Below are 23606 nucleotides of genomic sequence, written 5' to 3'. Positions count from 1 at the left end.
CACGGTCGATGCGGGGGTGAGAATGATGCGGTTGTTCAGCGTAGGCGCAGGAGCGTCCGTCGAACGTGCACAGCACGGGGCGGCTGAGCATCCGTCTGCGCCCATCCCGATCGTGGGGGCCGGTGTCGGCGAGACCGTGAGGGTTGCGCTGGGAGAGACTGGATTCGAGACCTTCCCGCTCATGCTGGGCGCCGCCGAGTTCGGTTGGAACGTCGACCTCGAGACCAGCCACGGCATTCTCGACCGCTACATCGAGTTCGGTGGCAACGCGATCCACACGGCCGACGGATTCTCCGGCGGTCGCAGCGAGCACATCATCGGACAGTGGCTGCGCTCACGCGGACACCGGGAGCGCACGCTGCTGAGCGTGCGCATCGGCGCACATGCCGACAACCCGGGTCTCGGCTCGGTGAACCTGGTCCGCGCCGTCGAGGGCTCGCTGACCCGTCTGGGCGTCGAGCGCATCGACGTCCTGTACCTCGATGCGACACTCGACGCGACGACGAACCTCGAAGACACCCTCGCGACGGTCGAGTGGCTCGTCGAGGCGGGCAAGATCACGACGGTGGGGGCTTTCGGATTCAGTCCCGAGAGGCTCGTCGAGGCGCGCATCCTGGCGTCCGCCGGCTACCCGCGCATCGAAGTGATCGACGCTCCCTACAACCTCATCCGACGACAGCCGTTCGAAGGCGATCTGCGCCTCGTCGCGGGGGCGCAGAACCTCGCGGTCACGCCTTCGCACGCGCTCGAGCACGGCTTCCTCTCCGGGCGCCATCGCAGCAAGGCGCTGGCCGCTCAGGGCGTGCGCGGCGAGCAACTGCGCAGCCACTTGAACCGCCGAGGAATCAAGATCCTCCGGGCTCTCGACCAGGTCGCGACCGAGCTCTCAGTGCCGGTGGCTGCGGTGTCGATCGCCTGGCTGCTCGCTCAACGGACCATCGCGGCGCCGATCGTGAACGCCTTCGCGAGCGACCACGTCGACGAACTGATGCAGGGCGCAGGGGTGACGCTGTCGCGTGCGCATCTGGCTGATCTGACCCGAGCCGGCATCTGAGCGTCGTCACGCGTCTGTCACACACCTGGCTTATGGTGGAGTGGAGTCCGGCGGATGCTGGCGATGAAGCGAGCGAGTAGTGACGCATTACATTTATCTGGTCAGACATGGTGAACATCAAGACGCCGAGCACGGTCTCGCCGACGGACCCCTTTCACCTCGGGGGCAGCGACAGGCCGAACTGATCGCCGATCGTCTGTCGGGTCTTCCTCTCGATGCGGTCTGGCATTCTCCGCTGCTGCGGGCCAACGAGACGGCCCGCGCGATCGCGGCCCGGTTGCCGTCGGTCGACCCCGAACCCACTGCGCTGCTGTTCGATTGCGTGCCCACGGGCATGACGGAAGAGACTCCGGCGGTGTTCGAGCCGTTCTTCGGAGCGGTGACGGATGCCGAGATCGAAGCAGGTCGGGCGCAGATGGCCGATGCTGTGAACGAGTTCCTCGTCCGCAAGACCGGCGACGTGCACGAAGTGCTCATCACTCACAACTTCGTGATCTCCTGGTTCGTGCGCGAGGTGCTCGGGGCTCCCGAGTGGCGCTGGATGACCCTCAACCAGGCCCACTGCGGGCTCACGGTCATCGCGCAGAAGCAGGGTCGCCCGTGGACGCTGCTGACGCACAACGACACCGGCCACCTGCCCGTCGAGCTGCGCACCGGCATCCCCGACGGCATGCCGGTCTGACCTGTCGCGCCGCCGGGTCTGCGCCCGTCCAAATAGACTGGTCGCATGACAACGCGCGTGGCCCTCGTCGGCGGTACCGGCAAGCTCGGGCAGATCATCCACGCGGTGATCGACGACCTCGAGGGGTTCGAGGTGAGTCGCGTGCTGACGTCGTCGAGCGATCTCTCCGAGATCGACGGCGCAGACCTCGTCGTCGACGCGTCCACACCGCAGATCAGCATCGACGTCGTGCGCGCAGCGGTCGAGCGCGGCATGAACGTGCTCGTCGCAACGTCCGGCTGGTCGGCCGAGCGCATCGCTCTGGTCCGCCCGCTCGTCGAGGCCGCCGGCACGGGCGCCGTCTTCATCCCGAACTTCTCGCTCGGCTCCGTTCTGGGCACGGCCCTGGCGGCGGCCGCTGCGCCGTTCTTCGGTTCGGCTGAGATCGTCGAGGCGCACCACGAGTCGAAGATCGACTCGCCCAGCGGCACCGCAGTGCGCACTGCGGAGCTGATCGCCGCGGCGCGCGCCGAGCAGGGTCCGGTGAGCGCCCCGCACGCCGACCAGCGCGCGCGAGGACAGCAGGTCGGCAGCGTGCCGATACATTCCCTGCGCCGCCCCGGCGTCGTCGCCAAGCAGGAGGTCATCCTGTCGGGGCCCGGCGAATCGCTCACATTCACGCACGACACGGTCGAGCCCGCCAAGGCGTACGCCCCCGGCATCCGTCTCGCCCTGCCATTCGCTCTGCACGCGGAGGGCGTCGTCGTAGGGCTGGAGAACATGATCGACATCGGCATCCGCTCGTGATGTCGCGAATCGGCGTCGCCCTGATGGGCGCTGCGCTCGTGGTCTATCTCGCGGTCGCGGTGTGGCTCGCCGTGATGTTCCTCGTCGTCGGAACCCCCGTGTCGATCGGCATGGGGGTGGCGTTGGTCGTGCTGGCGCCGCTCGGCGCCTGGGCGCTGATCAGAGAGATGCAGTTCGGCTTCGGAGCGGATCGCCTCGGCCGGGTGCTCGATTCCGAGGGCGGGATGCCCCCGGTCGAGACCGACCTCACTCCCAGCGGCCGGATCGCCCGTGCAGACGCCGATCCTCTCGTCGAGCGATACACCGCCGCTGCAGATGCCGCGCCCGAAGACTGGCGCGCCCGCTACCGGCTGGGGGTCGTGCAGGATGCGGCCGGGCGTCGCAAGGACGCCCGAGCCAGCATCCGCGAGGCGATCCGCCTCGAACGCGCCTGATCAGGCGAGCGTGGCCTCGAGGGTGATCTCGATGCCCGCGAGTGCCTGAGAGACCGGGCATCCGGTCTTGGCGCCTTCGGCGATCTCCTGGAACTTCTCGGGCGAGAGACCCGGGACAACCGCGTTGACGTTGAGGTGGCTGCCGGTGATGCCGGTGCCGGGCTTGAAGGTGACGGATGCGCTCGTGTTCACGCGCTCGGGCGGGGTGCCGTTCTCGGCGAGAGCGTTCGAGAGCGCCATGCTGAAGCACGACGAGTGCGCCGCGGCGATGAGCTCTTCAGGAGTGGTCGTGGTGCTGCTGCCCTCGCTGCGGGCTTTCCAGTCGATGGGGAAGGTGCCGAGGTTCGACGACGAGAAGGCGACCGTGCCGGATCCTTCGATGAGCGATCCGGTCCAGGTGCTGTTGGCTTCACTGGTGACGGGCATGATGACCTCCGGTTCTCGCGCTGCCTGGGTGGCGGCGTCGCATCGTCGCCAGCCTACCGAGCGCGCACGTCGCGGGGAACTGCGCTCAGGCGGATGCTGTGCGCCCGAGGACGCCCGCGCGCTGCAGCAGCAGATAGAGCTGGCACCCGAGGCAGAACGCGAAGGCCGCGTTGAGGAACGCCGCGATGAACGCGGCCGCCGTCGCGATCGGCAGCGCCCACGGGACGCCGACCAGATGCAGCACGAGCCCGATCGTCACGACGAACAGGCCGACGCCCTGCGCGAAGCGCGGCGGGCGGGGGTCCTCGAGCTCGGAGGGCGGTGCGAGACGAGGGCGGATGGCCGCGCGGAACAGAGCGCCCCACGGGGCGGTCCGCGGCGACGCGACGCTCCACAGGAACAGCAGCGCGATCACGAGGGTCAGCAGGAAGGCGGGGTCGAGGACGCGCGCGGCGAGGGAAGCGGATTGGATCGCCCAGCCCGTCGGGGTGAACGTGGCGTCGGCGAGCGGCTGGTACGCGAACCAGCCGAACGTCGTCGCGCCCTGCGCGGTCGAGATTCCGATCAATCCGAGGAACGTCGCGATGAGGAGAAGCACGGCGGTGATGGTCGCGGCGAAGCGCGGGCCGCGCGGGTCGATGCCTGCGGGTGTGGTCATGGTGGGCTCCGGTGTTCGTGACTCAGACGGCGGCGAGGGCTTCGGCGAGGGCGTGCCGGTGCGGCACGCCGTTGAATCGTGCGCGGACGACACCGGCTCTGTCCACGAGGAACGTGGTCGGCGTCTGCAGAACGCGATACCGCGACGACAGGTCGGGGCGATGGGTCAGATCGACTTCGATGTGGGCGAGGCCATCGTCAGCCGAGGCGATGGCGCCCAGCATCCGCCGCACCTGCGGGCACCGTGCGCACATCTCGGTGCTGAACTGCACGAGTGTGGCCTTCTCGCCCAGTTCTCCCGAGGCATCCGTCGCGTCGAATCGCAGATGTCCGCCGCCGCGACGCCGGCCGTCGACGAGCCGTATGACGATGCCCGCGATCACCGCGGCGACGAGGAGCGCGGCGGCGATGAGGAGGGCGAGCACAGGCGACATGGGTAGAGAGTACGACTGCCGGGTGCGCCTGCGGGCCGATGTTTCCGAGCATGACGAACCGCCCCGCAACCGGGCCGGGAAGGTAGTCTGGCTCTCATGAGCGAAGCCGTGCCGACTCCGTATGAAGACCTGCTGAGAGACGTGCTGGAGACCGGCACGCACAAGTCGGATCGGACCGGAACCGGCACGACCAGCGTGTTCGGCCGGCAGATCCGCTTCGACCTGGCACAGGGCTTCCCTCTGATCACGACCAAGCGCGTGCATTTCAAGTCCATCGCCTACGAGCTGCTCTGGTTCCTGCGCGGCGACTCCAACGTGCGATGGCTGCAGGAGAACGGCGTCACTATCTGGGACGAATGGGCGGATGCCGACGGCGACCTCGGCCCGGTCTACGGCGTGCAGTGGCGCTCGTGGCCCACCCCGGACGGCGAGAGCATCGATCAGCTCTCCGATGTGATCGAGCAAATCCGCAAGACCCCCGACTCCCGACGGCTGATCGTGTCGGCATGGAATCCTGCAGACATCCCCGACATGGCTCTGGCTCCCTGCCACGCCCTCTTCCAGTTCTACGTCGCCGACGGGAAGCTCTCCTGCCAGCTCTACCAGCGCAGCGCCGACCTCTTCCTCGGTGTCCCGTTCAACATCGCCTCCTATGCGCTGCTGACTCTCATGGTCGCGCAGCAGGTGGGGCTCGAGCCGGGCGACTTCGTCTGGACCGGCGGGGACTGCCACATCTACGACAATCACCTCGAGCAGGTGCGCGAGCAGCTCTCACGCGAGGCCTACCCGTATCCGACGCTGCGTTTCGCACGCACGCCCGAGTCGATCCTCGACTACCGCTACGAGGACTTCATCGTCGAGGACTATCAGCATCACGCGCCGATCCGAGCGGCGGTGGCCGTATGACCTGGGTGGGGCTGATCTGGGCCGAGGCGCACGGCGGCGTCATCGGGGCCGAGGGCGGGATGCCGTGGCATGTGCCCGAGGATCTGGCTCACTTCAAGGAGGTCACCCTCGGTGCTCCTGTCGTGATGGGCCGCAAGACCTGGGATTCCCTTCCCGAGCGGTTCCGCCCATTGGTCGGCCGCGAGAACATCGTGATCACCCGCCAGCAGGACTGGTCGGCGCAGGGCGCGCGACGTGCGGCGACGATCGCGGAGGCCGTCCGCGGCCAAGAACGCGTGTGGATCATCGGCGGCGCCGAGATCTTCCGTCAGGTCGTGGCTGAGGCCGATCGCCTCGAAGTCACCGAACTCGACGTCGATGTCGATGGCGATGCCTACGCTCCGTCGAAGGCGGGCTGGAGGCTCGTCGACGAGGGGGAGTGGCAGACCTCTCGCAGCGGCATCCGCTACCGCTTCCTCGGATACGAGCGCTGACATGCCCACCGCACTGATCACGGGTGCCAGTGCCGGCCTGGGCGCCGAGTTCGCGCGTCAGCTGGCCCGTCGCCGCGCCGATCTGATCCTCGTCGCCCGCTCGATCGGGCCGCTCGAGGAGCTGGCTGCCGAGGTGCGGAGCGCGCACGGCGTCGCGGTCGAGATCATCACGGCCGATCTCGCGGTGCCGGAGGACGTCGAACGCGTCGCCGCGCGCCTGCGCGACGCGAGCGACCCGGTGGACCTTCTCGTCAACAACGCGGGTATCGGCCTTCCCCTGCAGTTCGCCGACAACGACATCGACGACGAGGTGCGCCATCTGCGTGTGCACGTCGAGGCATCGATGCGGCTCATGCACGCCGCGCTGCAGACCATGCGCGGGCGCGGCGGGCGGATCATCAACGTGGCCTCGGTCGCGGGCTTCATCTCACGCTCGACATACTCGGCGTGCAAGAGCTGGCTGATCGGCTTCAGCCGATGGGCGAACGCCGAGTACGCCAGAGACGGCGTGACCGTGACCGCGCTCTGCCCCGGTTTCGTGCACACGACCTTCCACGAGCGCATGGGCCTCGAGAAGGGGCAGGAAGGCGTGCCGAGCATCCTGTGGCTGCAGGCCCCCGACGTCGTGCGAACGGGGCTGCGCGACGCAGCACTCGGCAAGGCCGTCTCGATCCCGTCGCTGCGGTACAAGGCCGTCGTGGCTCTGACCGGCATCCTGCCGCGGTCGCTCACCGCGGGCGTGGCGCGTCGCGGCCGGGTCTGAGCGGGCGTCGACTCAGCGGAACCGCCCGATCCGGATGCCGGCATAGGCGATCGCGGCGACCGTCTCGCCGTCGGTGATGCGGCCGTCGGCGATCATCTCCAGCACATCGCCGAACGGTACCCAGGCGACCGCATCTATGCCCTCCTCAGCCTGAGAATGCGCGGCATCCGCTGCATCATGCTGGAGACCGCGAGCGAGGAAGACGTGCTCGGGCGCGTGCGCGATGCCGTTGAGGGCGTTCATCGTGCCGATCCGCGTCCATTCCGCGGCCCTGAACCCCGTCTCCTCGAGGAGCTCCCGCTGGGCCGCGACCAATGGGTCCTCGCCGTCGCTCCCGCCGGCGGGCACTTCGATCGACGTCCCCGTGGTGTAGCGGTCGAGGGTCACGAGGCAGACCCGGTCGTCCGCGTCGATCGCGACGACGAAGACGGCGGGATGCCGCATCGTGACCACGCCGTAGATGCCCTCGCCCGCGGGACCGGTGACACGGTCCTCGCGCACGGAGATCCACGCGTTCTCATAGACCGACGTGGAGTCGTGCGTCTGCCAGCTCATGGCTCCGAGCCTATGCGCAGCTGCTGCGTAGGATCGACGTCATGGGCTGGTTCGGGAGGAAGCGCGATCCGCAGGACGCGAACGAGATGCTGCGGCAGTACAACGAGGCCGAGGCCGAACGCCTGGCCGGTCTGGCGCACGGTGCAGTCGGTGCGCCAGTGACCGTCTCCACCGCCGTCACCACGGGCGAGCTCGTCGTCGAAGACGTCTTCACGATCACGGGACGCGGCCAAGTGGTGACCGGCACCGTCGCGGCAGGGATCGTGCGAGTGGGTGATCGCATCGTGGTGCACCGCGACGGCGCCGAGGTGGGAACATCGGAGATCACCGGCATCGAGATGTTCCGCACGAAGGCGACGGAAGCCGCGGCAGGGACCATGGCGGGACTGCTGCTGCGCGGCCACCTCGACCTGGCGCGAGGCGACGTCATCCGCACGTCCGCGTCAGCGTGAGCGAGCGACGAACCGATACGCTGGGAACATGACGCACTCGGGCAATCCATTCGGACAGGTTCTCGTCGCGCTGGTCACTCCGATGACCGCCGACGGCGAAGTCGACTGGCCCGCCGTCGAGAAGCACATGGATGACGTCATCACCGCGGGTGCGGACGGCATCGTCGTGACGGGTACGACCGGCGAGACCTCGACCCTCACGGACCCCGAGAAGCTCAAGCTGGTCGAGGTGGGCAAGTCGGTCTCGGCGGGCCGCGCCAAGATCATCACGGGCGGCGGATCCAACGAGACCGCGCACGCGATCGAGCTCTACAAGGCCAGCGAGAAGCTCGGGGCCGACGGCATCATGATCGTCACGCCGTACTACAACAAGCCGACTCAGGCCGGCATCCTCACGCACTTCCGCCTCGTCGCCGACGCGACCGATCTGCCGGTCATCCTCTACGACATCCCGGGTCGCACCGGTGTGCCGATCAAGTACGAGACGATCCTCCGGCTCGCCAAGCATCCGAACATCCTCGCCGTGAAGGACGCCAAGGGCGACTTCTCCGAGGTGAGCCGCGTGCTCAACCAGACCGATCTGATGTACTTCTCCGGCGACGACGCGAACGTGCTTCCTCACCTCGCCATCGGCGCCACGGGATTGATCGGCGTCACCGCCAACATCACCGCGACCCCGTATCGCACGATCGTCGACGCCGTGAACCGCGGGGATCTCGCGACCGCGACCGCCGAGCACAAGCGCCTCGAGCCGCTCGTGCGCGCCGCGATGACCCACGTTCCCGGCACGGTGGCAGCCAAGTACATCCTGCACGGACTCGGGCGCATCTCGAGCCCGCGCGTGCGTCTGCCCCTGGTGGGTCCGGAAGAGTGGGAGGCCGCCCTCATCGAGGACGAGCTCGCTCTCGTCACGGATGTGCCCGGCGCGGACTTCTCGAACTTCCGGCCCGACCGCAATGCGGCCGCCGGCGGTGCCCTGCCGAAGGTGCACGGCACCACGCGCTGAGACATCGGGCGCGGAGACGCGTCCCTGAGAACGAACGGACGCGCGGAGCGTCCGACTGAGGAGACAGCATGTCCATCCCCATCGCAGATCCGGCAGAGCTCGACGAGGGGACCCTGCGCGTCACACCGCTCGGCGGCCTCGGCGAGATCGGTCGCAACATGACCATGTTCGAGTACGAGGGCAAGATCCTGATCGTCGACTGCGGCGTGCTCTTCCCCGAAGAGCACCAGCCCGGCGTCGACCTCATCCTGCCCGACTTCGAGCCGATCCGGGATCGTCTCGACGACATCGTCGGCGTCGTTCTCACGCACGGGCACGAGGACCACATCGGAGCGGTGCCGTACCTGCTCCGTCTGAAGAGCGACATCCCGCTGATCGGATCCGGCCTGACGCTCGCCCTCGTCGAGGCGAAGCTCAAGGAGCACCGCATCAAGGCCTTCACTCTCACGGTGAAGGAGGGCCAACAGGAGAAGGTGGGCCCGTTCGATCTCGAGTTCGTCGCGGTGAATCACTCGATCCCCGATGCGCTGGCCGTCGCCATCCGCACACCCGCCGGCATGGTGCTCGCCACCGGCGATTTCAAGATGGACCAGTTGCCGCTGGACGGACGCATCACCGACCTGCGGGCGTTCTCGCGCCTCGGCGAAGAGGGGGTCGACCTGTTCCTGGTCGACTCGACCAACGCCGACGTCCCCGGGTTCACCCCGACGGAGCGCTCGATCGGACCGGTGCTCGATCAGGTGATCGGCAAGGCCCCTCGACGCGTCATCGTCGCAAGCTTCTCGAGCCACGTGCATCGCGTGCAGCAGGTCATCGACGCTGCCGCCGCCCACGGGCGCCGCGTCGCCTTCCTCGGTCGCAGCATGGTGCGCAACATGACGATCGCCGAGCAGCTGGGCTACCTGAAGGTGCCGGACGGCGTCCTCATCGACTTCAAGAAGGCGCGTGACCTTCCCGACGAGCAGATCGTCTACATGTCCACGGGCTCGCAGGGCGAGCCCATGGCCGTGCTCAGCCGCATGGCCAACATGGATCATGCGATCGAGGTGAGCGAGGGCGACACCGTCATCCTCGCCTCCAGCCTCATCCCCGGCAACGAGAACGCCGTGTACCGGGTGATCGACGGCCTCACCAAGCTCGGCGCGAACGTCGTGCACAAGGCGAACGCGCGCGTGCACGTCTCGGGCCACGCCGCCGCCGGCGAGCTGCTGTACTGCTACAACATCCTCAAGCCGAAGAACGTGCTGCCCGTGCACGGCGAGTACCGGCACCTGATGGCGAACGCCAAGCTCGCGCAAGACACCGGCATCGCCGAGGAGCGCACGATCATCGCGTCCAACGGCACGGTCATCGACCTCAAGGACGGCGTGGCGCGCGTGGTCGGACAGCTCGACCTCGGATTCGTCTACGTCGACGGTTCGACCGTCGGAGAGATCACGGATGCGGACCTCAAGGACCGTCGGATCCTCGGCGAGGAGGGCTTCGTCTCGGTGATCGTCGTGGTGGATGCCGGTACCGGCCGCATCATCTCGGGACCGGAGATCCACGCCCGCGGCATCGCGGAGGACGACTCGGTGTTCGACGACGTCGTGCCGAAGATCATCGCAGCGCTGAAGGACGCCTCCGGCAACGGAGTGCGCGACACGCACGCTCTGTCGCAGGTCGTCCGCCGCACGATCGGACGCTGGGTGAATCAGAAGCTGCGTCGTCGTCCCATGATCGTGCCTCTGGTCATCGAGGCGTGACGACGGCCGAGGACTCACAGGCGCGCGTCACTCGGGCGTAACCGGCGCGTCCTAGGCTCTGGACATGACCGAGCAGTTCTCGATCCGCCCCGCCGTGCAGAGCGACGGCAGCTTCCTCGGCGACATGGTCGTCGAGGCGGCGAACTGGCGGGGTCGCGCGCCTCAGGCACGCCACGAGATCCTCACATCCGCTGTGCATCGCCGGTACATCTCCGGGTGGATGCGCCCGGCGGATGCGGGTTTCGTCGCCGTCGACGCGGGTGGCAACGAGATGGGCGCCGCCTGGTATCGGATGCTGCCCCGCAGCGACCCCGGCTTCGGATTCGTCGAGACCGCCGTGCCCGAGCTCATCATCGGGGTGCAGCCGATCTGGCGAGCCCACGGGGTCGGCCGCACGCTCTTGCGACGACTCGTGCTCCACGCGCACGAGCAGGGACATCGGCGGCTCAGCCTGAGCGTCGAGCACGACAACTTCGCCCGCAATCTCTACCGTTCGGAGGGGTTCGTCACCACGGTGCAGAGCGAAGGTCGCGACACCATGGTGCACCGGCTGTCCTGAAGAGCTCGCGCGATCCGAGACTGGTACCGAAGGATGCCGGAAAGCCGCGTCATTACGGGCTTTGTCGGCTGCTGGTCGTAACGTGAGAGCATGCCCAGGAGCACTACGAAGACCGCGCGCGCGTCGGCGAGCGCACCGTCGCGCCCGAAGCGGCAGACCGCGCCGAAGGCTCAGGCGGCTCCGAAGAAGTACATCGACGAGGCCGACAAGCCACCTCTCGCCGTCCGTGCCTGGAACGGCATCGCGCACGGCGTGGGCGGGATGTTCCGCGCATTCGGCCCCGAGACGCTCGAGAAGGACGACCGTCGCGACGGTTTTCCGTTCCTGCTGGTGCTGTTGGCCATCGCCGGAGCCGTGAACGAGTGGTTCTTCATCGGCAACGAGATCGCCGGCAACATCAGCGCCTACTCCGTGGGACTCCTCGTCGGACGCGTCGCCTTCGTGATGCCCGTTCTGCTCCTGCTGCTCGCGGGATGGCTCTTCCGGCATCCCTCGTCGGTGAACGACAACGGGCGGATCGGCATCGGGTTCGGCCTCTTCGCCATCGCGATGGCCGGGTTCTGCCATGTCGCGGGTGGCACGCCGCAGCCGAAGCAGGGCATGGTCGCCCTCAGTGCCGCTGGCGGGCTGTCGGGCTGGATGGTCGGACAGCCCCTGACGTATCTGACGACGATCCCCGCGTACATCGTTCTCGCCCTGTTCGCCGGCCTGAGCATCCTGATCCTCACCAAGACGCCGCCGAACCGCATCGGTCAGCGCTTGGGAGACCTGTACACCTGGATGTTCGACGCCGAGCGCGTCGAGAAGCCCGCGAAGGACGCGGCCGTCGACGAGGCCGACAAGGTCGACGATCCCGATGTGCTGCCGTGGTGGCGGCGTAACAAGACCGGTCGAGAAGAAGACCCCGACGAGGGCACTCTCGGATCGGATGACATCACCGCTCTCCTCACGACCGCTGACCCCACGCCCGCATACGACCAGGCCGTGGTCGTCGAAGACCCCTACGACGCGGCGACCGAGGTGCTGTCCGACGTGCGGTCGGTCACCGACGCGCTCGCGGGGCAGCAGAGCACGGCGCTGCTCGACGACTCCGACACCGGTGAGATGCCGGAGCTCCCTGGCCTCGACGGCTTCGGCACAGAGGGGCCGGGGGAGCGGGGACCGCAGGCGCCGGTGGCGCCGTACATCCTTCCGCCGCCCAACCTGCTCGTGGAGGGTCCGCCGCCCGTCGTGCGTTCGGAGGCGACCGACAAGGTGATCGAGCAGATCACGAACGTGCTCACGCAGTTCAAGGTCGATGCGAAGGTCACCGGGTTCTCTCGCGGGCCGACGGTCACGCAGTACGAGGTCGAAGTCGGGCACGGCGTCAAGGTCGAGAAGATCCTGCAGCTGAGCAACAACTTCGCGTATGCCGTGGCCTCGAACGACGTGCGCATCCTCTCGCCGATTCCGGGCAAGAGCGCGATCGGCATCGAGATCCCGAACGCCGACAAGGAGATGGTCGCGCTGGGTGACGTCCTGCGTTCCCAGGCCGCGCAGAAGAGCACGCATCCCATGACGATCGGCGTCGGCAAGGACGTCGGCGGCAACATCGTGATCGCCAACCTCGCGAAGATGCCGCACCTGCTCGTCGCCGGTTCGACCGGCTCGGGCAAATCGAGCTTCGTGAACTCGATGATCACGAGCCTGCTGATGCGGGCACGTCCCTCCGACGTGCGGATGGTGCTGATCGACCCGAAGCGCGTGGAGCTCACGAGCTACGCCGGCGTTCCTCACCTGATCACGCCCATCATCACGAACCCGAAGAAGGCCGCAGAGGCTCTGCAGTGGGTCGTGAAAGAGATGGACATGCGGTACGACGACCTCGCGTCGTTCGGATTCCGCCACATCGACGACTTCAACCGGGCAGTGCGTGCCGGTGAGGTCGAGGTTCCCGTCGGCAGCGAACGGGTTCTCAAGCCGTACCCGTATCTGCTGGTCGTGGTCGACGAGCTCGCCGACCTCATGATGGTCGCCCCTCGTGACGTCGAGGACTCGATCGTCCGAATCACCCAGCTCGCGCGCGCATCCGGCATCCACCTCGTGCTCGCCACACAGCGACCCAGCGTCGACGTCGTGACCGGTCTGATCAAGGCCAACGTGCCCTCGCGTCTCGCCTTCGCCGTGACCAGCGTCACCGACAGCCGTGTCATCCTCGACAGCCCCGGCGCCGACAAGCTGATCGGTCAGGGTGACGCCCTGTTCTCTCCGATGGGCTCGTCCAAGCCGTTCCGTCTGCAGGGCGCCTGGGTCGACGAGAAGGAGATCGACGCGGTCGTCAAGCACGTGACGCGTCAGGCCCGCCCCGAGTACCGGTCCGATGTGCAGGAGGCGATGGACCCGGCCAAGAAGAAGGAAGTCGACGAGGACATCGGAGACGACCTCGAGCTGCTGCTCGCAGCCGCCGAGCTCATCGTGTCGTCCCAGTTCGGTTCCACATCGATGCTGCAGCGCAAGCTCCGCGTCGGCTTCGCCAAGGCGGGCCGTCTGATGGATCTGCTCGAATCGCGAGAGATCGTGGGCCCGTCCGAGGGATCGAAGGCGCGTGACGTGCTGGCGACCGCCGAGCAGCTGCCGCAGGTGCTCGCGAAGCTCCGTGGTGACGACGCGCCGGCTGCGCCTTCGGCGGCCGCGCCGGCACCGGCCGGCCGCGCGCAGGATCCGGTCGAGGCGCAGTTCGACGGGCTTCCGGTCGTCGAGGCGGAAGGCGACGAAGACGCCTGGGGACTCACGGGGCGCGACTGATGGCCATTCCACGGCAGCTCCCCAACGCGATCACGGTCGCACGCATCCCCCTCGCGGTGGTCTTCTTCGTGTTGCTGCTGCTCGGAGGCACCTATGGCGAGCCGGATCCGGTGCTGCGCTGGGTGGCCGGCGCCCTTTTCATCCTCGCGATCTCCACGGATTGGGTCGACGGGTACCTGGCCCGCAAGTACGACATCGTCAGCGACTTCGGAAAGCTGTGGGATCCGATCGCCGACAAGCTCCTCACCGGAGCCGGATTCATCGGCCTCGCGATCCTCGGCGAGGTGAACTGGTGGATCGTCGCGATCATCCTGGTGCGCGAGTGGGGGATCACCGTCCATCGGCTGATGATCGTGAACGAGCATGTGGTCGCGGCGGCCTGGATGGGCAAGCTCAAGACGACCGTGCAGGCGGTCGCGCTCGGCTGGGCGCTGCTGCCGCTGCACGTGCTCATCGGACTCCAGCCCTGGACCCTCGTCACGGCCGTGCTGATGGTCGTCGTGCTCGTGCTCACCGTCGCGAGCGGCATCGACTACATCGTCGCCCAGGTGCGCGGCACCCGGACGAAGGCGTGAGCGAGGCATCCGAGGTCCTCGAGGAACTGCGTTCCCGAGGATGGACGCTGGGCATCGCCGAGTCGCTGACCGGGGGAGCCGTCGCGGCGGAATGCGTCTCGGTGCCGGGCGCCTCCGCCGTTCTCCTGGGTGCGGTGGTGGCCTACGCGACGCCCGTCAAGCACACTCTGCTGGGAGTCGATGCGGATCTGCTCGATGAGCACGGGCCCGTCCATCCGCTGGTGGCCGCGCAGATGGCCGACGGAGTTCGCTCGGCCGTGGCCGTAGACGGACGCAGGGCGGATGTCGGAATCTCCACGACGGGCATCGCCGGTCCCGACTCGCCTGATGGTCAGCAGGTCGGTACTGTGCACATCGGTGCGGTGACGCCCGAAGGTGCGCGAACGGCGGCCTTCCTGTTCTCCGGAGATCGTGCGCAGATCCGTGCGCAGACGGTGCAGGAGGCGTTCGCCGTGCTGCTCGAACTGCTACGGGAATAGATGGCTCTGCATCAAAGTTGACATGAGTGTGCTCACATTCAAACCACAGGGTGTCAAGGTAGATTCTGTGCAAGCAAGAGGTATTAGACTGGCGATCTCTTCGAGGGCGACCTCGGGAACTGGGAGGAGGTTCCGATGATTCTCGTACGACAGGAAATCGGCGATGTGCTGAGGGACTTCCGTCAGCAGAAGGGGCGTACGCTCCGGCAGGTCGCAAGCAAGGCATCCGTGGCTCTGGGCTATCTCAGTGAGGTCGAGCGCGGGCAGAAGGAAGCATCGAGCGAGATCCTCGCTTCGGTCGCAGAGGCGCTCGACGTTCCGATCTCCACCATCATGCGCGAGGTCGGCGACCGGATCTCGGTGCTCGAGGGCATCCAGGTCTTCCCTGATGTCGTGCCCGACGATCTCGTCGCGTCGATCGAGCCTCAGCTCACGCTGCGCTGATCAGCTCTTCTTTCGTCGATGCGTCGCAGTGAGTTCCTCCGCGCCGTGGACGTCGAGTTCGGGGGGCGCGCGTCCTCGTTGGTCAGCGACCTGGTCCTGACACAGCTCGGAGACCGCACGGCTGCCGCGGCGTTGACAGACGGTCTGCCGCCCCGAGAGATCTGGCTGGCGTTGTGTGCCGAGATGGACGTGCCGATCGAACGACGCCATGGCGCGGGACGATTGGAACCTCGCAAGCGCTGAGGCGGTTGTTCGAGAGATCCGTGTTTCGACACGCCGAATGCGACATGTCCTCGAAGATGTGTTCGATAGGGCGTAGTCTTCTGCACAAGTGGTTCTGATGCCGTGTTATCCCCAGTTCGTGGGCGTCCTGACGCAATGTCCGAGGCTCCTCGTACGGTGAAGACAAGGCCTCGAAGCCATACGCCTTGTCGGAGAGTTCTCCCCATCCGGGGGTGGGCCGCGACAGCCTACAGGCGGCAACACGCGAGCAGAAGGAACACATCATGCCATCACCCGCAGACCGCGAGAAGTCCCTCGAGACCGCACTCGCACAGATCGACCGCCAGTTCGGAAAGGGCTCGGTCATGCGGCTGGGCAGCGATGAGCGCGCTCCCGTCGCCGTGATCCCCACGGGTTCCATCGCTCTCGATGTCGCTCTCGGCGTCGGCGGCCTGCCACGCGGACGCATCGTCGAGATCTACGGTCCGGAGTCGTCGGGTAAGACGACCCTGACTCTGCACGCGATTGCCAATGCGCAGCGCGCAGGAGGCATCGCCGCCTTCATCGATGCCGAGCACGCGCTCGATCCCGACTACGCGGCGAAGCTCGGTGTCGACATCGATGCTCTGCTCGTCTCCCAGCCCGACACCGGTGAGCAGGCGCTCGAGATCGCCGACATGCTCGTGCGCTCCGGAGCCATCGATCTGATCGTCATCGACTCCGTCGCAGCGCTCGTGCCCCGAGCCGAGATCGAGGGCGAGATGGGCGATTCGCATGTGGGTCTGCAGGCCAGGCTCATGTCGCAGGCCCTCCGCAAGCTCACCGGCGGACTGAACCAGACCAACACCACGATGATCTTCATCAACCAGCTGCGCGAGAAGATCGGCGTGTTCTTCGGCTCGCCTGAGACCACAGCCGGTGGTAAGGCGCTGAAGTTCTACGCGTCCGTGCGACTCGACATCCGTCGGATCGAGACGCTGAAGGACGGCACCGACGCGGTGGGAAACCGTACGCGTGTCAAGGTCGTGAAGAACAAGATGGCGCCGCCCTTCAAGCAGGCCGAATTCGACATCCTGTACGGCATCGGCATCTCGCGAGAGGGCAGCCTGATCGACTTCGGTGTCGAGCACGGCATCGTCAAGAAGTCCGGATCGTGGTACACGTACGACGGTGACCAGCTGGGTCAGGGCAAGGAGAACGCGCGATCGTTCCTCCTCAAGAACCCCGACATCGCGCTGGCCATCGAGTCCCAGATCAAGCAGAAGCTCGGCATCGGTGCGCCGGCTGCCGCTCCCGCCGATGAGCTTGCCGAGCGCCGCCCGGCCTGATGCTTCGGCGTCGCTCCGCAACCGTGCTTCGGCGTCGCTCAGCAACCGGGGTGAGTCATGACTGCCGACGATGAGTCGCTTGCCCCTGTCATCCCGCTCTTCGGCGGAGCGCGGAAGAGCCATGGGTCTGATGGTGTGGGGGACGACGCCGCGGGCGTCGTCCCCCGTCCCGCCGAAGAGGCACAGCTCTGGCGCTCCACCTGGTCGTCGACGACGCTCGGAGACGAGCGGCCCGCAGATGCCGGGACGCCGAGCGAACGGCATCCGGCGCGCGGTGCGGCCGGTCGAGCCGCACCGCGGCTGCGCGCTCTGACATCTCACGAGACGCGCGAGCGCGATGCCGCCCCCGACGAGGGCGTCGACCCTGAGCAGGTCAGAAAGGCCGCGGAAGAGGTCCTCGTCCGCCGGCTGCGAACTCGTTCGCTGTCCGTCTCTGAGGCGCGCCTGGTGCTGAGGGGATACGAAGCCGGTGAGCAGAGGCTCGACTCGGCGCAGGTCGACGACGTCATCGACGACTTCTGCCGCCGCGGCTACCTCGACGACGCCGTCCTCGCTGGCCACCTCATCACCTCGGGCGTCGAGCGGAAGGGCCAGGGGAGAGTCGCCCTGTCCCGCCTCCTGACGCAGCGGGGCATCCCGCGCGATGTGATCGATGCGGCTCTCGACGATCTTCCGGACGATGACGTCGAACGGGCCCTCGAGTTCGCGAGATCCAAGATGCGCTCGCTCGCCCGGCTCGACCAGGAGACGGCCAAGCGACGGCTCTCGGGTCAGCTTGCTCGTCGCGGGTACTCCGGGGGTGTCGTCAGCTCCGTGGTCCGGACGGTGATGGGCGAGCAGTTCTCCGGCCCACGGCCCTCGGGCGTGAGATTCGAATGAAGTGCGCGATCGGCCCGGCCGCCGACCGGTGAGGTCATGGCAGCCGGGCCGATCTCGTGCAGCCCGAAGCGCATCAGAGTGCTGACGTGCATCGCGAGCGGTATCACGGCTGTCGATCGTAGAATCGAAGGATCATGACTATCCCTCGCAGTGAACCGACGATCATCGACGCGTCGTCGGCAGCAGTAGACAGCGACGGGCGGCAGCGCTCGTACGAAGTGCGCACGTTCGGGTGCCAGATGAACGTTCACGACTCGGAGCGTCTCTCCGGTTCGCTGGAGAGCGCGGGCTACGTGCGGGCGGCAGCCGGTGACGAGCCTGACGTCGTCATCATCAACACCTGCGCAGTGCGCGACAACGCGGCTGGGAAACTCTACGGAACGCTGGGTCAGCTCGCCTCGGTCAAGCGTCGCAAAGACGGCATGCAGATCGCCGTCGGCGGGTGCCTCGCACAGATGGACAAGCAAGCTGTGCTCGACAAAGCCCCCTGGGTCGACGTCGTCTTCGGAACGCACAACATGGGCTCTCTCCCTGGACTTCTCGAGCGTGCGCGTCACAACGGCGAGGCCGAGCTCGAGATACTCGAGTCCCTGGAGATCTTCCCGTCGACGTTGCCCACCAAGCGCGACTCCGCGCACAGCGGCTGGGTGTCGATCTCAGTCGGCTGCAACAACACGTGCACCTTCTGCATCGTGCCCCATCTGCGGGGCAAGGAGAAAGACCGCCGCCCCGGAGACATCCTCAACGAGATCCGCCTGCTCGTCGAAGACGGCGCGATCGAGGTCACGCTGCTCGGTCAGAACGTCAACTCCTACGGCGTCGAGTTCGGCGACCGTCAGGCATTCGGCAAGCTCTTGCGTGCCGCCGGCGAGATCGAGGGCCTCGAGCGCATCCGCTTCACGAGTCCGCATCCGGCCGCCTTCACCGATGACGTGATCGACGCGATGGCCGAGACGCCGAGCGTCATGCCTCAGTTGCACATGCCGCTGCAATCGGGCAGCGACCGCATCCTCAAGTCGATGCGGCGCTCGTACCGGAGCGAGCGCTTCCTCGGCATCATCGAGCGCGTGCGCGAGCGCATCCCGCACGCGGCGATCACGACCGACATCATCGTCGGGTTCCCCGGCGAGACCGACGAGGACTTCGAAGACACCATGCGGGTCGTCGAGCAGTCGCGGTTCTCCGGAGCCTTCACATTCCAGTACTCGATCCGCGAGGGCACCCCCGCCGCGACGATGGAGAACCAGGTGCCCAAAGAGGTGGTCCAGGAGCGTTACAACCGCCTGATCGCCCTGCAGGAGCGAATCTCGCTCGAGGAGAACCAGAAGCAGGTCGGCCGTGAGGTCGAGCTGTTGGTGTCTGTCGGTGAGGGGAAGAAGGATGCGGAGACCCATCGCCTGACCGGACGCGCACAGGACAACCGTCTCGTGCATTTCGAGGTGACGCCCGGATCCGAGATCCCTCGCCCAGGCGATGCCGTGACCGTGACGATCACCCATGCGGCGCCGTTCCACCTGCTCGCCGACGACCCGACTGCCCAGCCGCTGCGCATCCGTCGCACCCGCGGCGGAGACGCCTGGGATCGGGCGCAGTCCGAGTCGTGCGCGGTGCCCTCTGCGGCATCCGACGGCGCTCCTCGCGCGGTCTCGCTCGGTCTGCCGACTCTGCGCGTGGGCGTGTGAACCCGCAGCGTCAGCGAGAGCGCGCCCTGTCGACGGCACCCCGTGATGCAGGCATCGCCGTGGCAATGTCGCGACCTGAGACCGGAGCCCCAGAGCGAGACGTTCGATGACCCAGAGGCTCTGGGCGGTCGTCGGGGCGACAGGCACCGGCAAGAGCGACCTCGCGCTCGATCTCGCTGAGAGGCTCCACGAGCGAGGAAACCCTGCGGAGATCGTCAACGCCGACGCCATGCAGCTGTACCGCGGCATGGACATCGGCACGGCGAAGCTCTCCCTCGAGGAGCGCCGAGGCATCTCGCACCATCTGCTCGACGTCCGTGACGTCACCGACGAGGCAGCGGTCGCCTGGTATCAACCGCTCGCGCGAGCCGCGATCGCAGACATCCTCGCGCGCGGGGGAGACGCCATCCTCGTCGGGGGCTCCGGCCTCTACGTCTCGAGCGTCGTGTTCGACTTCCGCTTCCCTCCGCGCGACCCCGCTGTTCGGGCGCGACTCGAACGCGAGCTCGATGAACGCGGCGCCGGCGTCCTCCTCGAGCGTCTGCGATCCGCAGACCCGGCGACGGCTGAGCGCATCGATCCCCACAACGGACGCAGGATCGTGCGTGCGCTCGAAGTCCTCGAGCAGGGGAGCGTGACGCACCAGGCTTCGCTGCCATCGGCGCCGGTGCTCTGGCATCCGTCCACGCATCTGATCGGCCTGCACGTCGAGCGGGCTGACCTCGTGCAGCGACTCGATGCGCGAGTGGAGCGCATGTGGGCCGACGGTCTCGCCGACGAGGTCGCACGTCTTCGGGAAGTCGGCTTGGAACGCGGCGCGACCGCGAGCCGCGCGATCGGCTACGCGCAGGCGCTCGCCTGGCTCGACGGCCGTCTCTCACAGGCGGAGGCCATCGCCGAGACGCAGGCCCTCACACGGCGCTACGCGCGTCGACAGGTGTCGTGGTTCAAGCGCTACCCCGGGCTGGAATGGCGCTCACCCATGTCGGATGCCGGTGCCATCATCGACCTATGACGACCCACTACTACACGGCCACCAGCCTCGACGGCTTCATCGCGACGAGCGACCACTCACTCGACTGGCTGCTGAAGCAGGACATCGATATGGACGGTCCGATGGCGTATCCGGGGTTCGTCGAATCCATCGGCGCCCTCGCCATGGGCTCATCGACCTACGAGTGGGTCATGCGGGCCGAGCAGGGGAACTGGGGCTACGAGCAGCCGACGTGGGTGTTCACTCACCGAGACCTCGAGCCTCCGGTCGTCGGTGAGGTCCGTTTCACTCAGGCCGACGTGCGTGAGGTGCACGCGCGAATGATGGAGGCGGCCGGCAGCAAGGATCTGTGGATCGTCGGCGGCGGCGATCTGGCTGGACAGTTCGCGGATGCCGGTCTGCTCGATGAGGTGTGGCTGCAGTACGCTCCCGTGACACTCGGGTCCGGAGCTCCGGTGCTGCCGCGGCCACTCGATCTCGAGCTGATCGAGGTGGCGCGCAATCGGGCCTTCCTCTGCGGGCGCTATCGGGTGCGGAAAGACTGACGGCCGCCCGTAGGCTCGTACTCATGAGCTGGCATGTGAGAAGCTTTCGACGCGATGACATCGAGGCGGTTGTCGCCCTCTGGACTGAGGCCGGTCTCACCCGCCCGTGGAACGATCCACGACTCGATATCGAGAGGAAGCTCGGTGTGCAGCCGGAGCTGTTTCTCGTCGCCACAGAGACAGAGACAGACGCCATCGTCGGCAGCGTCATGGCAGGATACGACGGCCACCGCGGTTGGCTGTACTACCTCGCTGCCGCCGAATCGCACCGCGGCCGCGGTGTCGCTCGTGCTCTCGTTCACGAGGCCGAGAAGCGGCTCCTCGCTATGGGCTGCCCGAAGGTGCAGCTGATGGTGCGCGAAGGGAACGAGGGCGTTCTCGGGTTCTATGACGGTCTCGGGTACGAGCGTTTCTCCGTTCGGAACACGGGGAAGAGACTCATCGCCGACGCATAGTCGCGCCTGAATAGACTGGCCTCATGGTCGCATTCACCAAGGGGCACGGCACAGGCAACGACTTCGTCATCATCGCCGACCCCGACGGCTCTCTCGATCTGAACGCCGAGCAGGTCGCTGCGCTCTGCGATCGCCACTTCGGCGTCGGCGGCGACGGCGTCCTGAGGGTCGTCCGCTCCGCGGCGATCGCCGACGGTGCGGCGGCACTCGCGGAGGAGTCCGCGGCGGAGTGGTTCATGGACTACCGAAACGCCGACGGGTCGATTGCGGAGATGTGCGGCAACGGCATTCGAGTCTTCGCGCACTATCTCGTGAGGTCCGGGCTCGCCACGATCGAACCGGGTTCGACGCTGCCGATCGGAACCCGTGCGGGCGTGCGAGACGTCACCCGCAGCGAGACGGGCTATCAGGTCGACCTGGGACTGTGGAAGCTGTCGGGCGACGATCCGCTCGTCACCGCGGGCGGGCTGGCGGTGACCCGACCCGGTCTCGGCATCGACGTGGGCAACCCTCATGTCGTCGTGGCACTGGCGTCCGACGCCGAGCTGGCGTCCCTCGAACTGCACCGGACTCCGGACCTCGAGCCCGCGCTGCCCGCCGGCGCGAACATCGAGTTCGTGGTTCCCGGAGAGCCCCTGGTGCGAGACGGCATAGGTCACGTGAAGATGCGCGTGTCGGAGCGCGGCGTGGGCGAGACACTCAGCTGCGGCACCGGAGTCGCCGCCACCGCCCTGGCGGTTCGCTACTGGGCGGGGGAGAAGGCGCCGAACAACTGGCGCGTCGAAGTCCCTGGCGGCACGCTCGGCGTGCGCATGTTCCCCGCGGAAGACGGCGAGCACGTCGCGCTGTCTGGCCCGGCGACCCTGGTCTTCCACGGCGAGGTCGAACTGGCCTGATCCGGTGTCCGCCCCGTTCGAACTGGTGATCTTCGACTGCGACGGTGTTCTCGTCGACAGCGAGAGGCTCTCTGTCGAGATCGATCGTGAGGTCCTCGCGACCCTGGGCTGGAAGCTCACGCCTGAAGAGATCGTCCACCGGTTCGTCGGGCGTTCGACCGACCACTTCCGGGCGGAGATCGAGGAGCACCTGGGGTGCGCGCTGCCGGACGACTGGGAATCGCCCTTTCAGCCTCTCTATGTGGAGGCCTTCGAACGCGAACTCGACGCGGTGGACGGTGTCGAGAGCGCTCTCGATGCGATCTCCGTGCCTACGTGCGTCGCCTCGAGTGGACCTCACGAGAAGATCCGGCGCTCACTCGGGTTGACCGGACTGCTCTCACGATTCGATGGCCGCATCTTCAGCGCGGACGACGTCGTCGAGGGCAAACCCGCACCCGACCTGTTCCTGCACGCCGCTGCTCGAATGGGCGTCGCACCGTCTCGATGCGCCGTGGTCGAGGACAGCCGGTTCGGTGTGCAAGCCGCCCGGGCCGCGGGAATGCGGTCCTACGGATACGCAGGCGGATTGACTCCGGCGGAATGGCTGGCGGGGGAGGACACCGAGGTGTTCAGCGACATGGCGGAGTTGCCCGCTCTGCTCGGTATGGCAGCCGCGGGATGAGCCGCGCGCTCGCATTGCTCAACCGATGATGATCGGTTCGGTCGGAGGTGTGCCGTGACGACGGACCTTCAGCACTCGGTAGCCCTTGCCGGTCGTCGTGCGGAACACGCTGTAGCCGGGGTGGAAGGTCGCCGCGATCCAGCGCTGCAGCGAATCCGCGCCGAGATTGCGCTGCACGACGAGCCACGCGTCGCTGCGCTCGTCGAGACGAGGGATCCAGCGCTCCAGGAGTCCGTGGAGCTCGTTCTTGCCCACACGGATCGGTGGATTGGAGCGGATGGTCCGGAACGTGACGTCAGCGGGAACATCTTCGGGGAGTGAAGCGTTGACATTGGTGAGCCCGAGAGATGCCGCGTTGCGGCGCACCAGATCGAGGGCGCGCTCATTGACATCGACAGCCCATACGGTCGCGTGGGGCGCCGCCAAGGCCATCGACAGCGTGATCGGACCCCATCCGCTTCCGAGGTCGAGGAGATTGCCACCGGGAGGAACAGGTGGCATGTTGGCGAGAAGCACTGCAGTGCCGGCATCCAACCGATCCGGGCTGAAGACGCCGCCAGCGGTGGTGACGTCGAGCTCACGGCCTGCGAGCGACACACGGATCGTACGCAGGTTCTCGGGGCTTGCCGGGGCCGCAGTGAAGTAGTGGTCGGACCCCATACCGTGAGCGTACCGGACAGCGCGGGTAAGGTTAAGACTCCGCGCAAAAGCCAGAGACAAGGACCGG

The 23606-nt window shown here is 67.2% G+C and carries 29 protein-coding genes; 24 read left to right on the top strand and 5 right to left on the bottom strand.

Annotated elements, in window-relative coordinates; translation table 11 throughout:
- Positions 1-25 precede the first annotated feature (25 nt).
- The 4 genes from ACI3KT_RS04915 (at position 26) to ACI3KT_RS04900 (ending at position 2956) form a co-directional block, all read left to right on the top strand.
- Positions 26-1054 (top strand): aldo/keto reductase, encoded by a 1029-nt coding sequence (locus tag ACI3KT_RS04915; RefSeq protein WP_292905857.1) that lies wholly within the window; start codon positions 26-28, stop codon positions 1052-1054.
- A gap of 79 nt (positions 1055-1133) precedes the next feature.
- The gene (locus ACI3KT_RS04910) at positions 1134-1736 is read left to right on the top strand and encodes a histidine phosphatase family protein (protein ID WP_045258802.1); all 603 of its coding nucleotides are present in this window, start codon (positions 1134-1136) and stop codon (positions 1734-1736) included.
- A 45-nt stretch (positions 1737-1781) separates the two neighbouring features.
- Positions 1782-2522 (top strand): 4-hydroxy-tetrahydrodipicolinate reductase, encoded by a 741-nt coding sequence (gene dapB, locus ACI3KT_RS04905; protein ID WP_292905861.1) that lies wholly within the window; start codon positions 1782-1784, stop codon positions 2520-2522.
- Entirely contained in the window at positions 2522-2956 is a 435-nt protein-coding gene (locus ACI3KT_RS04900) for a hypothetical protein (RefSeq protein WP_292905898.1), read from the top strand. The genes dapB and ACI3KT_RS04900 overlap by 1 nt, the downstream gene beginning before the upstream one ends.
- Here the strand turns inward: ACI3KT_RS04900 and ACI3KT_RS04895 are convergent, their stop codons facing one another.
- From ACI3KT_RS04895 to ACI3KT_RS04885, 3 genes are all read right to left on the bottom strand, one after another.
- A complete protein-coding gene (locus ACI3KT_RS04895) occupies positions 2957-3382 on the bottom strand; it encodes an OsmC family peroxiredoxin (RefSeq protein WP_292905863.1) in 426 nt (141 codons plus the stop codon).
- A gap of 85 nt (positions 3383-3467) precedes the next feature.
- Positions 3468-4040, bottom strand: a complete 573-nt coding sequence (locus tag ACI3KT_RS04890; RefSeq protein WP_292905865.1) for a DUF4395 domain-containing protein — start codon at positions 4038-4040, stop codon at positions 3468-3470.
- 22 nt (positions 4041-4062) lie between these two features.
- Entirely contained in the window at positions 4063-4473 is a 411-nt protein-coding gene (locus tag ACI3KT_RS04885) for a thioredoxin family protein (protein WP_292905867.1), read from the bottom strand.
- Positions 4474-4569: 96 nt separating this feature from the next.
- Here ACI3KT_RS04885 and ACI3KT_RS04880 point away from each other — a divergent pair, with 96 nt between their 5' ends.
- Genes ACI3KT_RS04880 through ACI3KT_RS04870 form a run of 3 tightly spaced genes read left to right on the top strand, consistent with a single transcriptional unit; the run spans position 4570 to position 6615 of the window.
- Positions 4570-5379, top strand: coding sequence for a thymidylate synthase (locus tag ACI3KT_RS04880; protein ID WP_292905869.1), 810 nt, complete (start codon positions 4570-4572; stop codon positions 5377-5379).
- The gene (locus tag ACI3KT_RS04875) at positions 5376-5852 is read left to right on the top strand and encodes a dihydrofolate reductase (RefSeq protein ID WP_292905871.1); all 477 of its coding nucleotides are present in this window, start codon (positions 5376-5378) and stop codon (positions 5850-5852) included. Before ACI3KT_RS04880 ends, ACI3KT_RS04875 begins: the two co-directional genes overlap by 4 nt.
- A 1-nt stretch (position 5853) precedes the next feature.
- Entirely contained in the window at positions 5854-6615 is a 762-nt protein-coding gene (locus ACI3KT_RS04870; protein WP_404902845.1) for an SDR family NAD(P)-dependent oxidoreductase, read from the top strand.
- A 12-nt stretch (positions 6616-6627) separates the two neighbouring features.
- Here ACI3KT_RS04870 and ACI3KT_RS04865 read toward each other — a convergent pair whose 3' ends face one another.
- Entirely contained in the window at positions 6628-7170 is a 543-nt protein-coding gene (locus ACI3KT_RS04865; RefSeq protein ID WP_292905875.1) for an NUDIX hydrolase, read from the bottom strand.
- A 41-nt stretch (positions 7171-7211) separates the two neighbouring features.
- On the opposite strand from ACI3KT_RS04865, the gene ACI3KT_RS04860 reads away from it, so the two are divergent.
- From ACI3KT_RS04860 to ACI3KT_RS04780, 17 genes are all read left to right on the top strand, one after another.
- Positions 7212-7622 (top strand): EF-Tu/IF-2/RF-3 family GTPase, encoded by a 411-nt coding sequence (locus ACI3KT_RS04860; protein WP_292905877.1) that lies wholly within the window; start codon positions 7212-7214, stop codon positions 7620-7622.
- 28 nt (positions 7623-7650) lie between these two features.
- Positions 7651-8628, top strand: coding sequence for a 4-hydroxy-tetrahydrodipicolinate synthase (gene dapA, locus ACI3KT_RS04855; RefSeq protein WP_292905879.1), 978 nt, complete (start codon positions 7651-7653; stop codon positions 8626-8628).
- Between the two features lie 68 nt (positions 8629-8696).
- Positions 8697-10373: a ribonuclease J gene (locus tag ACI3KT_RS04850; RefSeq protein WP_292905881.1), complete on the top strand. Its 1677-nt coding sequence runs from the start codon at positions 8697-8699 to the stop codon at positions 10371-10373.
- Between the two features lie 64 nt (positions 10374-10437).
- The gene (locus tag ACI3KT_RS04845) at positions 10438-10932 is read left to right on the top strand and encodes a GNAT family N-acetyltransferase (protein ID WP_404902844.1); all 495 of its coding nucleotides are present in this window, start codon (positions 10438-10440) and stop codon (positions 10930-10932) included.
- Positions 10933-11022: 90 nt separating this feature from the next.
- Entirely contained in the window at positions 11023-13716 is a 2694-nt protein-coding gene (locus tag ACI3KT_RS04840; protein WP_404902843.1) for a DNA translocase FtsK, read from the top strand.
- Entirely contained in the window at positions 13716-14291 is a 576-nt protein-coding gene (gene pgsA / locus ACI3KT_RS04835; RefSeq protein WP_404902842.1) for a CDP-diacylglycerol--glycerol-3-phosphate 3-phosphatidyltransferase, read from the top strand. Before ACI3KT_RS04840 ends, pgsA begins: the two co-directional genes overlap by 1 nt.
- Positions 14288-14770 (top strand): CinA family protein, encoded by a 483-nt coding sequence (locus ACI3KT_RS04830; protein ID WP_404902840.1) that lies wholly within the window; start codon positions 14288-14290, stop codon positions 14768-14770. The genes pgsA and ACI3KT_RS04830 overlap by 4 nt, the downstream gene beginning before the upstream one ends.
- Positions 14771-14905: 135 nt before the next feature.
- Positions 14906-15214 (top strand): helix-turn-helix domain-containing protein, encoded by a 309-nt coding sequence (locus ACI3KT_RS04825; RefSeq protein WP_045258786.1) that lies wholly within the window; start codon positions 14906-14908, stop codon positions 15212-15214.
- A gap of 18 nt (positions 15215-15232) precedes the next feature.
- A complete protein-coding gene (locus ACI3KT_RS04820) occupies positions 15233-15457 on the top strand; it encodes a DUF3046 domain-containing protein (RefSeq protein WP_292905892.1) in 225 nt (74 codons plus the stop codon).
- Between the two features lie 263 nt (positions 15458-15720).
- Positions 15721-16764, top strand: a complete 1044-nt coding sequence (gene recA / locus ACI3KT_RS04815; protein ID WP_307296327.1) for a recombinase RecA — start codon at positions 15721-15723, stop codon at positions 16762-16764.
- Positions 16765-16821: 57 nt separating this feature from the next.
- Complete coding sequence (locus ACI3KT_RS04810) at positions 16822-17643, top strand: regulatory protein RecX (protein ID WP_404902838.1); 822 nt, start codon at positions 16822-16824, stop codon at positions 17641-17643.
- A 134-nt stretch (positions 17644-17777) separates the two neighbouring features.
- Positions 17778-19325, top strand: coding sequence for a tRNA (N6-isopentenyl adenosine(37)-C2)-methylthiotransferase MiaB (gene miaB, locus ACI3KT_RS04805; protein WP_404902837.1), 1548 nt, complete (start codon positions 17778-17780; stop codon positions 19323-19325).
- A gap of 106 nt (positions 19326-19431) precedes the next feature.
- The gene (gene miaA / locus ACI3KT_RS04800; protein ID WP_404902835.1) at positions 19432-20340 is read left to right on the top strand and encodes a tRNA (adenosine(37)-N6)-dimethylallyltransferase MiaA; all 909 of its coding nucleotides are present in this window, start codon (positions 19432-19434) and stop codon (positions 20338-20340) included.
- A complete protein-coding gene (locus ACI3KT_RS04795) occupies positions 20337-20864 on the top strand; it encodes a dihydrofolate reductase family protein (RefSeq protein WP_404902833.1) in 528 nt (175 codons plus the stop codon). Before miaA ends, ACI3KT_RS04795 begins: the two co-directional genes overlap by 4 nt.
- A gap of 23 nt (positions 20865-20887) precedes the next feature.
- On the top strand, positions 20888-21319 hold the full coding sequence (locus tag ACI3KT_RS04790; RefSeq protein ID WP_404902832.1) for a GNAT family acetyltransferase: 432 nt from the start codon (positions 20888-20890) through the stop codon (positions 21317-21319).
- A 23-nt stretch (positions 21320-21342) separates the two neighbouring features.
- Positions 21343-22215, top strand: coding sequence for a diaminopimelate epimerase (dapF, locus tag ACI3KT_RS04785; protein ID WP_404902830.1), 873 nt, complete (start codon positions 21343-21345; stop codon positions 22213-22215).
- Between the two features lie 4 nt (positions 22216-22219).
- Positions 22220-22879, top strand: coding sequence for an HAD family hydrolase (locus ACI3KT_RS04780; RefSeq protein WP_404902828.1), 660 nt, complete (start codon positions 22220-22222; stop codon positions 22877-22879).
- An 18-nt stretch (positions 22880-22897) separates the two neighbouring features.
- Here the strand turns inward: ACI3KT_RS04780 and ACI3KT_RS04775 are convergent, their stop codons facing one another.
- Positions 22898-23539: a class I SAM-dependent methyltransferase gene (locus tag ACI3KT_RS04775; RefSeq protein WP_292909963.1), complete on the bottom strand. Its 642-nt coding sequence runs from the start codon at positions 23537-23539 to the stop codon at positions 22898-22900.
- Positions 23540-23606 lie beyond the last annotated feature (67 nt).

It is taken from the genome of Microbacterium sp. ZW T6_19, assembly GCF_044987465.1.
Taxonomy (GTDB): domain Bacteria; phylum Actinomycetota; class Actinomycetes; order Actinomycetales; family Microbacteriaceae; genus Microbacterium; species Microbacterium natoriense_A.
Note: the sequence above shows the minus strand (reverse complement) of the source record. Positions and strands in the feature narration are given on the sequence as shown.

Coding starts and splice junctions, on each gene's coding strand:
- ACI3KT_RS04915 (WP_292905857.1), top strand. CDS start 26: ATGCGGTTGTTCAGCGTAGGCGCAGGAGCGTCCGTCGAACGTGCACAG.
- dapB (WP_292905861.1), top strand. CDS start 1,782: ATGACAACGCGCGTGGCCCTCGTCGGCGGTACCGGCAAGCTCGGGCAG.
- ACI3KT_RS04900 (WP_292905898.1), top strand. CDS start 2,522: ATGTCGCGAATCGGCGTCGCCCTGATGGGCGCTGCGCTCGTGGTCTAT.
- ACI3KT_RS04895 (WP_292905863.1), bottom strand. CDS start 3,382: ATGCCCGTCACCAGTGAAGCCAACAGCACCTGGACCGGATCGCTCATC.
- ACI3KT_RS04890 (WP_292905865.1), bottom strand. CDS start 4,040: ATGACCACACCCGCAGGCATCGACCCGCGCGGCCCGCGCTTCGCCGCG.
- ACI3KT_RS04885 (WP_292905867.1), bottom strand. CDS start 4,473: ATGTCGCCTGTGCTCGCCCTCCTCATCGCCGCCGCGCTCCTCGTCGCC.
- ACI3KT_RS04880 (WP_292905869.1), top strand. CDS start 4,570: ATGAGCGAAGCCGTGCCGACTCCGTATGAAGACCTGCTGAGAGACGTG.
- ACI3KT_RS04875 (WP_292905871.1), top strand. CDS start 5,376: ATGACCTGGGTGGGGCTGATCTGGGCCGAGGCGCACGGCGGCGTCATC.
- ACI3KT_RS04870 (WP_404902845.1), top strand. CDS start 5,854: ATGCCCACCGCACTGATCACGGGTGCCAGTGCCGGCCTGGGCGCCGAG.
- ACI3KT_RS04865 (WP_292905875.1), bottom strand. CDS start 7,170: ATGAGCTGGCAGACGCACGACTCCACGTCGGTCTATGAGAACGCGTGG.
- ACI3KT_RS04860 (WP_292905877.1), top strand. CDS start 7,212: ATGGGCTGGTTCGGGAGGAAGCGCGATCCGCAGGACGCGAACGAGATG.
- dapA (WP_292905879.1), top strand. CDS start 7,651: ATGACGCACTCGGGCAATCCATTCGGACAGGTTCTCGTCGCGCTGGTC.
- ACI3KT_RS04850 (WP_292905881.1), top strand. CDS start 8,697: ATGTCCATCCCCATCGCAGATCCGGCAGAGCTCGACGAGGGGACCCTG.
- ACI3KT_RS04845 (WP_404902844.1), top strand. CDS start 10,438: ATGACCGAGCAGTTCTCGATCCGCCCCGCCGTGCAGAGCGACGGCAGC.
- ACI3KT_RS04840 (WP_404902843.1), top strand. CDS start 11,023: ATGCCCAGGAGCACTACGAAGACCGCGCGCGCGTCGGCGAGCGCACCG.
- pgsA (WP_404902842.1), top strand. CDS start 13,716: ATGGCCATTCCACGGCAGCTCCCCAACGCGATCACGGTCGCACGCATC.
- ACI3KT_RS04825 (WP_045258786.1), top strand. CDS start 14,906: ATGATTCTCGTACGACAGGAAATCGGCGATGTGCTGAGGGACTTCCGT.
- ACI3KT_RS04820 (WP_292905892.1), top strand. CDS start 15,233: ATGCGTCGCAGTGAGTTCCTCCGCGCCGTGGACGTCGAGTTCGGGGGG.
- recA (WP_307296327.1), top strand. CDS start 15,721: ATGCCATCACCCGCAGACCGCGAGAAGTCCCTCGAGACCGCACTCGCA.
- ACI3KT_RS04810 (WP_404902838.1), top strand. CDS start 16,822: ATGACTGCCGACGATGAGTCGCTTGCCCCTGTCATCCCGCTCTTCGGC.
- miaB (WP_404902837.1), top strand. CDS start 17,778: ATGACTATCCCTCGCAGTGAACCGACGATCATCGACGCGTCGTCGGCA.
- miaA (WP_404902835.1), top strand. CDS start 19,432: ATGACCCAGAGGCTCTGGGCGGTCGTCGGGGCGACAGGCACCGGCAAG.
- ACI3KT_RS04795 (WP_404902833.1), top strand. CDS start 20,337: ATGACGACCCACTACTACACGGCCACCAGCCTCGACGGCTTCATCGCG.
- ACI3KT_RS04790 (WP_404902832.1), top strand. CDS start 20,888: ATGAGCTGGCATGTGAGAAGCTTTCGACGCGATGACATCGAGGCGGTT.
- dapF (WP_404902830.1), top strand. CDS start 21,343: ATGGTCGCATTCACCAAGGGGCACGGCACAGGCAACGACTTCGTCATC.
- ACI3KT_RS04775 (WP_292909963.1), bottom strand. CDS start 23,539: ATGGGGTCCGACCACTACTTCACTGCGGCCCCGGCAAGCCCCGAGAAC.